The following is a 12,297-nucleotide window of genomic DNA, read 5'->3' on the forward strand; positions in this document are numbered from 1 at the left end:
ACAAGAGGTTCTCCAGATGTCTGACGAAGCCAGGACCGACGAAACCAAGCTGGTCGACTACCTGAAGCGGGTCACCGCCAACCTGCAGGAGACGCGGGCGCGGCTGCGCGCGGTCGAGGCCGCCGAGTCCGAGCCGATCGCGATCGTCGCGATGGGCTGCCGCTATCCCGGCGGCGTCCGGTCCGCCGACGACCTGTGGGAGCTGGTCGCCAACGGCCGCGACGCGATCGGGGAGTTCCCGTCCGACCGCGGCTGGGCGCTGGACCGGCTGTTCGACGCCGACCCGGACAGCCCCGGCACGAGCTACGTCTCCGAAGGCGGGTTCGTGCACGAAGCGGGCGAGTTCGACGCGCCGTTCTTCGGCATCTCGCCGCGCGAGGCGCTGGCCATGGACCCGCAGCAGCGGATCGTGCTGGAGCTGGCGTGGGAGACCTTCGAGCGGGCCGGCATCGCGCCGCATTCGCTGGCGAAACAGCAGGTCGGCGTGTTCGTCGGCAGCGGCGGGCAGGACTATTACGACGAGCTGCCGCCGTCCGTGCTCGCGGGCGAGGTCGAGGACTACCTGAGCACCGGCAACGCCGGCTCGGTCATTTCCGGCCGGATCGCGTACGCGCTCGGACTGGAAGGCCCGGCAGTCACGATCGACTCCGCGTGCTCGTCTTCGCTGGTCGCGCTGCACTTGGCGGTGCAGTCGCTGCGCCAGCGGGACTGCTCGCTCGCACTGGCGGGCGGCGTGATGATCATGTCGCGCCCGGGTCCGTTCCTCGCGTTCAGCCGTCAGCGCGGTCTTGCCGCCGACGGTCGGTGCAAGGCGTTCTCCGACAGCGCGGACGGCACCGGCTGGGCTGAGGGCGCGGGAACCCTTCTGCTGGAACGACTTTCCGACGCCCAGCGCAACGGACACCAGGTGCTCGCGGTCGTGCGCGGCTCGGCGGTGAACTCCGACGGCGCGTCCAACGGCCTCACCGCACCGAACGGTCCCTCGCAGCAGCGGGTGATCCGGCAGGCGCTGGCCAACGCCCGGCTGTCCGCGTCCGATGTGGACGCTGTCGAGGGCCACGGCACCGGCACCACGCTGGGCGATCCCATTGAAGCGCAAGCATTGCTGGCCACCTACGGCCAGGACCGGACTGAGCCGCTGTGGCTCGGGTCGATCAAGTCGAACATCGGCCACGCGCAGGCAGCGGCGGGCGTCAGCGGCGTGATCAAGATGGTGCAGGCGATGCGGCACGGGCTGCTGCCGCGCACGCTGCACGTCACCGAACCGTCCACAGAGGTCGATTGGACCTCCGGCGCGGTTGAGCTGTTGAAGACCGAGCGTCCGTGGGCGGCTGGGGAACGCCCACGCCGCGCGGGTGTTTCGTCGTTCGGCGTGAGCGGCACCAACGCGCACATCATCCTGGAGGAAGCGCCTGCGGTGGAGGCCGCTGCGCCGGTTACGCCGAGCTGGCCGGAGGGCGTCGCGGTTCCGCTGCCGCTCGCTGGTCACGGCAGCGCGGCGCTGCGGGCACAGGCCGCGCAACTGGTCTCGTCTGCTGTGACCCCGCTTGACCTGGGCTTTTCCCTCGCCACTTCGCGATCGCCGCTGTCGCACCGCGCGGTCGTGCTCGCCGAGGACCCGAAGCAGGCCATCGCTGCGCTCGCGGACGGCGTCGCCACTCCGGACGTCGTCACCGGCACGCAGGTGGAAGGACTGACCGCGTTCCTGTTCTCCGGCCAAGGCGCGCAGCGGGCCGGGATGGGGGCCGCGCTGGCTGCCGCGTTCCCGGTCTTCCGTGCCGCGCTGGACGAGGTCTGCGCCGAACTGGACCAGCATCTCGACCGTCCACTCAAGACAGTCCTGTTCGAGAAACCGCGGCTGATCAACCAAACCGGCTACACCCAGCCCGCGCTCTTCGCGATCGAGGTGGCGCTGTTCCGGCTGCTGGCGTCGTGGGGGATCAAGCCGGACTTCCTGCTCGGCCATTCGATCGGCGAGCTTGCCGCCGCGCACGTCGCCGGAGTCTTCTCGCTGGCCGACGCCGCTACCTTGGTCGCCGCGAGGGCTCGGCTGATGCAGGCACTCCCGTCCGGCGGTTCGATGGTGGCCCTGCAGGCGACCGAGGACGAAGTCACCTCGCATCTGACTGACGAGGTCAGCATCGCTGCGATCAACGGTCCGGATTCGGTGGTGCTTTCTGGCACCGAGGACGCCGTCGCCGCGGTGGTGGCGGAGTTCTCAGCTAGGAAATCCTCGAAGCTCAAGGTGTCGCACGCGTTCCACTCGCCACTGATGGAACCGATGCTCGCCGAGTTCGCCACTGTCGCCCGAGGCCTGACCTACCACCAGCCGGAAATCCCACTGGTCTCCACGGTCGGCCCGGATGTCGACATGTCCACTCCGGACTACTGGGTGCGCCAGGTCCGCGCCGCGGTCCGGTTCCACGACGGCGTCGGAACCCTTGCCGCACAAGGTGTCGGACGGTTCGTCGAGGTCGGTCCGGACGGTGTGCTGTCCGCGCTGGTCCGCCAGACGTCCGACGCGCTCGTGGTCCCGGTGCTCCGCAAGGACCGCGAAGAACCGGCCGCCGCCCTCACCGCGCTGGCTGAGCTGTTCGTCAGCGGCCTGACCCCGGACTGGGCCGCGGTCTTCGCCGACCGTGGCGCCCAGCGCGTCGATCTGCCGCCGTATGCGTTCCAGCGCAAGCGGTATTGGCTCGATGCCCGCGCCAACCGCGACGAGGTCACCGCTGCCGGGCTGACGTCCGCCGGGCACCCGCTGCTCGGCGCGGCCGTCGCGCTCGCCGACACCGACGGCGTCGTGCTCACCGGCCGGCTGTCCGTCGAAACGCACCCGTGGCTGGCCGAACACCAGCTCGGCGACGCGGTCACCGTGCCCGGAACCGCGTTCCTGGAACTGGTCGTCCGCGCCGGAGACCAGGTCGGCTCCGGCCGGATCGAGGAACTGACCCTGGGCAGCCCGCTCGTCCTGCCCGCCCGCGGCGGCATTCAGGTGCAAGTCACCGTCGGTGCGGCGGGGGAGCGCGACGTCCGTTCGGTGACTGTCCACTCGCGACCCGAGGACGACGACGCCGACTGGACCCTGCACGCAAGCGGCAGCGTCGCTCCGCAGTCGGCCAGCGGCGGTACTGCGCTGACCGAGTGGCCGCCCGCTGGGGCGGAGTCGGTCGCCATCGACGGCCTGTACGACGACTTCGCCGACACCGGCCTGACGTACGGCCCGCTTTTCCGTTCCCTGCAAGCAGTCTGGCAGCGCGACGGCGAGATCTTCGCCGAAGTCGCGTTGCCGGAGGACAACGACGCTGACCGCTTCGGCCTCCACCCGGCCGCGCTCGACGCGTGCACCCACGCGCTGCGCGTCGCCGGTGGCGGTGACGGCGGCGTCGGCCGGGTTCCGTTCTGCTGGACCGGAGTTGAGCTGCACGCCACCGGAGCGTCCGCGCTGCGTGTGCGGTTCACCCCGACCACAGAGGACGGTTTCACCATCGCTCTCGCCGACCCGACCGGAGCTCCGGTCGCGACGGTCGCCGAGACGGTGTTCCGCGCGTTCAGCGCCCCGGTCGCCGAGCAGGCCGCGCCGCTGTACCGGATCGAATGGCAGCGATCCGCGGATGTCGAAGCCACTGTGGACACTGCCGATGTCCAGCTTCTCGAGTGCATCGGCGAATCCGGCACTGCCGCGGAGACTCACGAACTCACCCACCGTGTACTGGCTGGGCTGCAGGCTTGGCTGACCGAGGAACACCCCGCGCACGCCCGGCTCGTGGTGGTCACGCGCGGCGCGGTCCCGGCCGCCGGAGACGTCACCGACCTCGCCGCCTCCGCGGTCTGGGGCCTGGTCCGCTCCGCGCAGGAGGAGAACCCGGACGCCTTCGTCCTGCTCGACCTCGACGCCGAAACCACGCCGGAAACGGTGTTGCCGCAGGTGCTGGCCTCGGGCGAGGCGCAGGCGGCGGTCCGGCTCGGCACCGTCCTCGTGCCTCGGCTGGTCCGCACGACACCCGAGCTGGAGCGGCCGTACTTCTGTCCGCACGGCACGGTGCTGGTCACCGGCGCGTCCGGAGCGCTGGGCGGGAAGCTCGCCCGGCACCTGGTCGCCGAGCACGGCGTCCGCCGGTTGCTGCTGCTCAGCCGCCGGATCACGCCCGCTCTCGACCAGTTGGCCGCCGAACTGCGCGAAAGCGAGGTCGACGTCCGGCTGGAACGCTGCGACGTCGCCGACCGCGAGGCGCTGGCCAGCGTCCTGGCGTCGCTGCCGGAGGAGAACCCGCTCACCGCGGTCGTGCACGCCGCCGGCGTTCTCGACGACGGCGTGGTCACCGCTTTGACGCCGGAGCGGGTCGACGCCGTGCTCGCCCCGAAGGTCGACGGTGCGCTGAACCTGCACGAACTCACTCGCGAGATCGCGCTGTCCGCGTTCGTGCTGTTCTCGTCGGTCTCCGGCGTCCTCGGCGCGCCCGGCCAGGGCAGCTACGCCGCGGCCAACGCCTACCTGGACGCCCTCGCGTCGCACCGTGTCGCGCACGGTCTGCCGGGTCTGTCGCTGGACTGGGGCCTGTGGGGCGAGGTTGGCGGCATGGGCGGCACGCTCACCGAAGAGGAGGTGCAGCGGCTCGCGGCCAGCGGCATCGTGCCACTGTCCACTGCGGAGGGTCTGGCGATGTTCGACCGCGCCATCGCCGTCCGCAAGCCGACCGCCGTCCCGGCGAAGCTCGACCTGCCGGTACTGCGCAAACTCGACCGGCTCCCGCGCACGCTGGAGCAACTCGTCGGCCGCACCACCCGCCGGGTCGCCGCCGCTGCCGAGTCCTCAGTGGACTCGTTCGCCGCAAGGCTGCTGGGAATGCCGGAAGAAGACCGTCGCGACGCGGTGCTGGAACTGGTGCGCAGTCACGCCGCCACCGTGCTCGGTTACCGAGCAGCACACGAGATCGAGCCGTCGGCGCAGTTCCAGTCGCTCGGTTTCGACTCGCTGACCGCGATCGAACTCCGCAACGGCCTCACCGCGGCCACCGGCCAGCGACTGCCCGCGACGTTGATCTTCGACCACCCCACGCCAACTGCCCTCGCCGCGCACCTGCTCGACGAACTGGCGGGCACTGCGGTCGAAATCAGCACGGTGTCCACTAAGGACAACTCGAACGAGCCGATCGCGATCGTCGGTATGGCCTGCCGTCTGCCCGGCGGGGTCACCTCGCCGGAACAGCTGTGGGAACTGGTCGCCGAGGGTCGCGACGCGATCGGGGACTTCCCGGCCGACCGCGGCTGGGACATCGACGGCCTGCTCGACCCGACCGGCCGCCGCCCCGGCACGACCTACGTCGCGCGAGGCGGATTCGTCTACGACGCGGGCGATTTCGACCCGACGTTCTTCGGCGTCTCGCCGAAGGAAGCGCCGATGATCGACCCGCAGCAGCGGTTGCTCCTCGAAGCGTCCTGGGAAGCGCTCGAGCGGTCCGGGATCGACCCGGTCTCGCTCAAGGGCAGCCCGACCGGCGTGTACGCGGGCGTCCAGTACCACGACTACGTCGGTGCGAACAGCGCCGGCTCGATCGTCACCGGCCGGGTTTCCTACACCCTCGGCCTCGAAGGACCGGCCGTTTCCGTCGACACCGCGTGCTCGTCCTCGCTGGTCGCGATGCACATGGCGGCGCAGGCGCTGCGCGGCGGCGACTGCTCGCTCGCGCTGGCCGGCGGCGTCACGGTGATGGCCACGCCGGAGACCTTTGTGGAATTCAGCCGTCAGCAGGGCCTCGCCGCCGACGGCCGATGCAAGGTGTTCTCCGACGACGCCGACGGCACCACCTGGTCCGAAGGCGTCGGCGTGCTGGTGCTGGAGCGCCTTTCCGACGCCCGCGCCAACGGCCACCCGGTGCTCGCGGTCCTCAAGGGCAGCGCGGTGAACCAGGACGGCACATCGAACGGCCTGACCGCGCCCAACGGTCCCGCGCAGCAGCGGGTCATCCGCGCCGCGCTGGCCGACGCTGGACTCGAACCGTCCGATGTGGACGCCGTTGAAGCGCACGGTACCGGCACGAAGCTCGGCGACCCGATCGAAGTCCAGGCGCTGCTGGCGACCTACGGCACGCAGACGTCGGCGGACCGTCCTCTGTGGATCGGTTCGGTGAAGTCGAACATCGGACACACGCAGGCCGCCGCCGGTGCGGCAGGCGTGATCAAGATGATCGAAGCGATGCGGCACGGCGAACTCCCCGCGACGCTGCACGTGGGCAAGCCATCGAGCGAGATCGACTGGTCCACAGGTGCGGTGCGAGTGCTCGCCGAGCCGGTGAAGTGGCTGCCGAACGGCCACACCCGCCGCGTCGGCGTCTCGTCCTTCGGCGTGAGCGGCACGAATGCGCACGTGATCCTGGAGGAAGGCGACCGTCGCGAGGTCACCGCCTCGACTGGCCCTGAGTACGACGGACCGGTCGCCTGGCCGGTCTCCGGTCGCGGCGCGGCTGCGTTGCGGGCCAAGGCCGAACAGCTGATGTCCTATGTGGACGAGGACCCGGAAGGCAGCCTCGCCGACATCGGTCTCTCGCTGGCGACCGCCCGTAGTGCGTTCGACCGTCGCGCGGTGCTGATCGGCAGCCGTTCGCCGCAGTTCGTGCGCGGGCTGGCGGCCTTGGTGGACGAGGAAGACGCACGGGGCGTCATCCGTGGCACCGCGACCGGCAGCGGCCGAACCGCGTTCCTGTTCGCGGGTCAGGGTTCGCAGCGGGCGCAGATGGGCACGCAGCTGGCCGCGCGGTACCCGGCCTTCGCCGAGGCCTACGACGAGGTGTGCGCCGAACTCGACAAGCACCTCGACCGTCCGCTCCGCGAAGTGATCGACAGCGGCGAAGGCCTCGACGAGACCCGCTGGACGCAACCGGCGCTGTTCGCGCTGGAAGTCGCACTGTTCCGTACGGTCCGCTCCTGGGGCGTGAAGCCGGACCTGCTGGCCGGACACTCGATCGGCGAACTCGCCGCCGCGCACTGCGCTGGAGTCTTCTCGCTGGCCGACGCCGCGAAGCTCGTGGTCGCCCGGGGCAAGCTGATGCAGGCCCTGCCGACCGGCGGCGCGATGGTCGCGATCGACGGCACGCCCGAAGCGGTTCGCGAAGCCGCCGGGGACACTGTGGACATTGCCGCAGTGAACGGCCTGACCGCAGTCGTCATCTCCGGAGCAGCGGAAGCAGTCGCCGAAGTGGCGGCGAAGTTCGAGCGCACCAAGCAGCTCCGCGTTTCGCACGCATTCCACTCGCGACTGATGGACCCGATGCTTGCCGAGTTCCGCACTGTCGCGGAAGGACTGTCCTATGCGGAGCCACGGATCCCGATTATCTCCACGGTCACCGGCGGCCCGGCCGACTTGACCTCGCCGGAGTACTGGGTAAACCAGGTCCGCGAAGGCGTGCAATTCCGAGACGCGGTCGCCCGGGCCGCGGCAGACGGTGTGACCCGGTTCCTCGAACTGGGTCCGGACACCACACTCACCGCGATGGCCGACGCCAGCCTCGACGACCGTCCGGACGGTCTCGTGCTCGCCTCGCTGCTGCACAAGGAGCAGGACGAAGCCGTCGCCGCGCTCACCGGTGTCGCGCAGCTGCACGTCAGCGGCGTCGACGTCGACTGGTCCGCGATCTACGCTCCGACCGGCGCGCACCCGGTGCCGGTGCCGACGTATCCGTTCCAGCGCCAGCGTTACTGGCTGGAGAGCACGGCTGCCGCGCCGGGGCAGGAAGACCACCCGCTGCTCGGCACCGCGACGGAGCTGGCCGGTGCGGAGGGCCTCCTGTTCTCGGGACGGCTGTCCGTCGGCACGCACCCGTGGCTGGCTGACCACGTCGTCGGCGGCTCGATCCTGTTCCCCGGCACCGGGTTCGTCGAGATGGCGATCCGCGCCGGAGACGAGGCCGGATGCCCGCGCCTGGACGAGCTGACGCTGGAGTACCCGCTGGTGGTGCCGGAGCGGACCGGCGTGCGCGTCCAGTTCGCGCTCGACGCCGCGGAAAACGGTATTCGCACCTTCACTGTCCACTCGCGACCGGAAGGTGCGGCGGACGGCGTCCCGTGGACCCGCCATGCCACTGGACGCCTTGCCAAGGCAGGCAAGTCGGAGAAGTTCGACCTCTCCGCCTGGCCGCCCGCCGCGGAGCAGGTGCAACTCGATGGCACCTATGAGGAACTGGCCGCCGACGGTCTCGCGTACGGCCCGGCGTTCCGCGGCCTCGTCGCTGCCTGGAAGGGCGATGGGGAAGCGTTCGCGGAGATCCAGCTGCCTGCTGCGGTGTCCGATGTGGACCGTTACGGCATCCACCCGGCCGTTCTCGACGCCGCCTTGCACACGATCGGCGTCTCCGGCGCGGTCGGCGACGAACCGGCGCTGCCGTTCGCGTGGGAAGGCGTCCGGCTGCACGCAGTCGGCGCGACGACGCTGCGGGTGCACGTGAAGCAGATCGGTTCGGGTGCGGCTGCGCTGAAGATCGCCGACGCCACCGGCGCACCGGTCGCTTCGGTGGATTCGCTGCTGCTGCGCCCGATGTCCGCACAGCCTCAGGCCGCCGAAACCGGGGGCACGGAGTCGCTGTTCCGCCTCGCCTGGGAGCAGACCGACCTCGACGCGGTAGCCGAAGTCACCGACTGGACCGTGGTCGGCGACGACCCGTTCGGCCTCACCGATGCCCTCGGCGCCACCGCCGCGACCAGCATCGACGACGCTTCCGGCCTGGTCGTGCTGCCCGCCGCCGGCGACGACGTGCACGCGGAACTGCACCGCGTCCTCGGCGAACTGCAGACGTTCCTCGGCCGTCCGGAGGGCTCGCTGCTGGTGGTCACCCGAGGCGCGGTCGCGGCCGGCGCCGAGGAAAGCCCCGACCCGGTCGGAGCCGCGGTGGCCGGGCTGGTCCGTTCGGCGCAAGCCGAGCACCCGGACCGGATCACCCTGGTCGACCTCGGCACCGGAACCCCTAGCGGCCGCACCCTTGCCGCAGTGTCGGCATCGGACGAACCGCAGGTCGCCCTCCGCTCCGGAGCGGTGCTGGTGCCGCGGCTGCAACGAGCCGCCGACGCCGCTGCCGCGCCGGTCTGGGACTCCGAAGGCACGGTCTTGATCACCGGCGCGACCGGTGCGCTCGGCGGTTCCGTCGCCCGGCACCTGGTGACCGAACACGGCGTACAGAACCTCCTGCTGGTCAGCCGTCGTGGCGCGGACGCACCGGGCGCGGCCGAGCTGCGGGACGAACTGACCGGTCTCGGTGCCGAAGTCACGCTCGCCGCCTGCGACGTCGCAGACCGCGCCGCGGTTTCCGCGCTTCTGGACGGAATTGATCTGCGCGGAGTCGTGCACGCAGCCGGTGTCCTGGACGACGGTGTCCTGGCTTCCCTTACGCCGGAACGTCTCGACAACGTCCTGCGCCCGAAGGTCGACGCCGCGGCGACGCTCGACGAGCTGACCCGCGACCGCAACCTGACCGCGTTCGTCCTGTTCTCCTCGGCCGCTGGCGTGCTCGGCGCACCGGGCCAGGGCAGCTACGCCGCGGCCAACGCCTACCTCGACGCGCTGGCGGTCCGCCGCCGACGCGAAGGTCTCGCGGGCTCGTCGCTTGCCTGGGGCCTGTGGGGTGGCGGCATGGGCGCGGCGCTGGAGGACGCGGACGCCCACCGCATCGGCGAAACCGGCATCACGGCGCTGTCCACTGAGGACGGTCTGCGATTGCTGGACGCGGCTGCGGGTTCGCCCGAACCACTGCTCGTGCCGATCGCTTTGGACACCCGCGTACTAGCGTCCTCGGGCGACGACGACCTCCCAGCCGTCCTGCGCGAACTCGCCGGTTCTCGCGGCCGACGAGCGGCTCAGGACGCCGTGGAGGACACCGAATCGCTGGCGCAGAAACTCGGCGCGCTCCCGCCGGGCAAGCGGGTGCCGACCGTGCTCACCCTGGTGCGCACGCACGCGGCGACGTTGCTCGGGCACGCCGGTCCGGAGGCAGTGGAAGCGGACCGCTCGTTCAACGAGGTCGGCTTCGATTCCCTGTCCGCCACCGGGTTCCGCAACAAGCTCAGCCTCGTCACCGGCCTGAAGCTGCCGGTCAGCCTGATCTTCGACTACCCGACGCCGCGGATCCTCGCCGAGCACCTGGTCACCGAACTGGCTCCGGCCGAGACCGAGCCGGAACCGTTGTCGGAACAGGGAATCCGGGAGGCGCTGTCGGCGATCCCGCTGGAACGGCTGCGTTCGGCGGGCCTGCTGGACGGACTGCTCGAACTTGCGGGCATCCAGATCCCGGAACAGGCCGAGCACCTGGAAGAGGAACAGTCCGCAGTGGACGAGGACACGATCGACGAACTGGACACCGACGCGTTGATCAGCATGGCGATCGGGGGTGGGGACGACGATTAGCCCACCCCTATCGGGTCCGGCCGGTATTGCCGCTCTCGCGGCCGCTGTGGCCCACTTGATCCCGACAGTTTCCCCGCTTGACCGAACCGAGGAGAGGTAACCCGATGGTCACCGGCTACGCAATCGAAGCACGGGGGCTGCGCAAGTCCTACGGCGATGTCGACGTCCTGGAGAGCGTCGACCTCAGCGTCGAGCGGGGCACGATGTTCGCGCTGCTGGGCCCCAACGGCGCCGGCAAGACCACGACGGTGCGGATCCTCAGCACCCTCCTGGAGGCCGACGGCGGCACCGTGACGGTCAACGGGCACGACGTCGCCAAGCGCACCCGCAAGGTCCGCGAGCAGATCGGCCTCACCGGACAGAACACCGCGGTCGACGAACTGCTCACCGGCCGCGAAAACCTGGAAATGATGGGGCGGCTGTTCCACCTGCCGATCGCGCGGGCGAAGGAGCGGGCCACCGAGCTGCTGGCGCAGTTCGACCTCGAAGAAGCCGCGAGCCGTCCGGTGAAGACCTACTCCGGCGGCATGCGGCGCCGCCTCGACCTCGCGATCAGCCTGATCACGTCGCCGCCGGTGCTGTTCCTCGACGAGCCCACCACGGGTCTCGACCCGCGCAGCCGCTCGGCGATGTGGGACGCGATCCGCAAGCTGCTCGACGGCGGAACCACGGTCCTGCTCACCACGCAGTACCTCGACGAGGCCGACCAGCTCGCCGACCGGATCGCGGTCATCGACAAGGGCCGCGTCGTCGCGGAGGGCACCGCCACCGAGCTGAAGCGCCGGGTCGGCACCGAACGGCTGAAGCTGACCTTCGCGTCGGTCGCCGAAGCGGGCCGCGCGCAGCAGATCACCGGCGGCGTGCTGCTGGACGAGACGGTCAGCGTCCCGATCGACCACCCCGGCCAGGTGCGCGCGACGCTCAACCGGGTCGCCGACGCCGGGCTCGAGCCCGCCGGGATCGAGCTGTCCGAGCCGACGCTCGACGACGTGTTCCACACCCTCACCTCAACCGCGGGAGCGAAGTGATGACCCAGACCTTGTCCAGGGAAACCGAGGGGGCGCAGCTCCCCGCGGCGCCCGAAAGCGCCGGGCTGGCCACGGTGCTGTCCGACTTCCGCGTGCTGATCGGGCGCAACGTCAAGCACATCACGCGGAACCCGGAGATGCTGCTGCAGGCGGTGTCGCTGCCGATCGTGCTGCTGCTGCTGTTCCGCTTCATGTTCGGGCCCGCGATCAACGTGCCCGGCATGGCCTACGTCGACTACCTGGTGCCCGGCCTGCTGGCCATCAGCATCGGCTTCAACTCGACGACCACGGTCGTCGGCGTCGCCGCGGACCTCACCCAGGGCCTGGTGGAACGCTTCCGCTCGATGCCGATGTTCGGCCCGGCGGTGTTGGTGGGCCACGTCGCCGCCGGCATGCTGCGCAGCCTCGTGTCGTTCGTGATCATGGTGGCGATCGGCTTCGCGATCGGCTTCCGCCCCGGCGGCAGCGCACTGGGCTGGCTCGCCGCGATCGGCCTGCTGGTTCTGTTCGCGGCAGGCGTCTTCTGGCTGGCGGTGCTCCTTGGCTCGATCTCGAAGACGGTCGAAGGCGCCGGCGGCCTCGGCATGATCCTCGTGTTCGTGCCGTACGCCTCCAGCGCTCTCGTGCCGACCCAGGCAATGCCCGGCGTGCTGCGCGTGATCGTGGACAACCAGCCGTTCACGGTCCTGATGGACGCCGTGCGCGCCCTGATGAACGGCACCCCCGCGGGCGGTACGGCGTGGCTCGCCCTCGCTTGGTGGGGCGTGATCACCGCCGCGGCCTCGTTCCTCGCGGTGCGCAAGTTCAACCGGCGCACCAAGGGCTGAACCACTTTTCACCGCCGAAGGGCGACCCGCACGCCGCGGGTCGCCCTTCAGGCTT

3 protein-coding genes are annotated in these 12,297 nt (G+C 70.7%); all 3 read left to right on the top strand.

Translation table 11 applies throughout. The features are described from left to right. Positions 1-16: 16 nt before the first annotated feature. Entirely contained in the window at positions 17-10,387 is a 10,371-nt protein-coding gene (locus ACWDNU_RS14365; protein WP_449669125.1) for an SDR family NAD(P)-dependent oxidoreductase, read from the top strand. Between the two features lie 104 nt (positions 10,388-10,491). Further along, a complete protein-coding gene (locus tag ACWDNU_RS14370) occupies positions 10,492-11,415 on the top strand; it encodes an ATP-binding cassette domain-containing protein (RefSeq protein ID WP_370934876.1) in 924 nt (307 codons plus the stop codon). After that, positions 11,415-12,242 carry an ABC transporter permease gene (locus ACWDNU_RS14375; protein ID WP_370934877.1) on the top strand — a complete coding sequence of 276 codons (828 nt, stop codon included), beginning with the start codon at positions 11,415-11,417 and terminating at the stop codon, positions 12,240-12,242. Before ACWDNU_RS14370 ends, ACWDNU_RS14375 begins: the two co-directional genes overlap by 1 nt. The last annotated feature ends 55 nt before the right edge of the window (positions 12,243-12,297 follow it).

This window comes from Amycolatopsis sp. NPDC003676, from assembly GCF_053587275.1.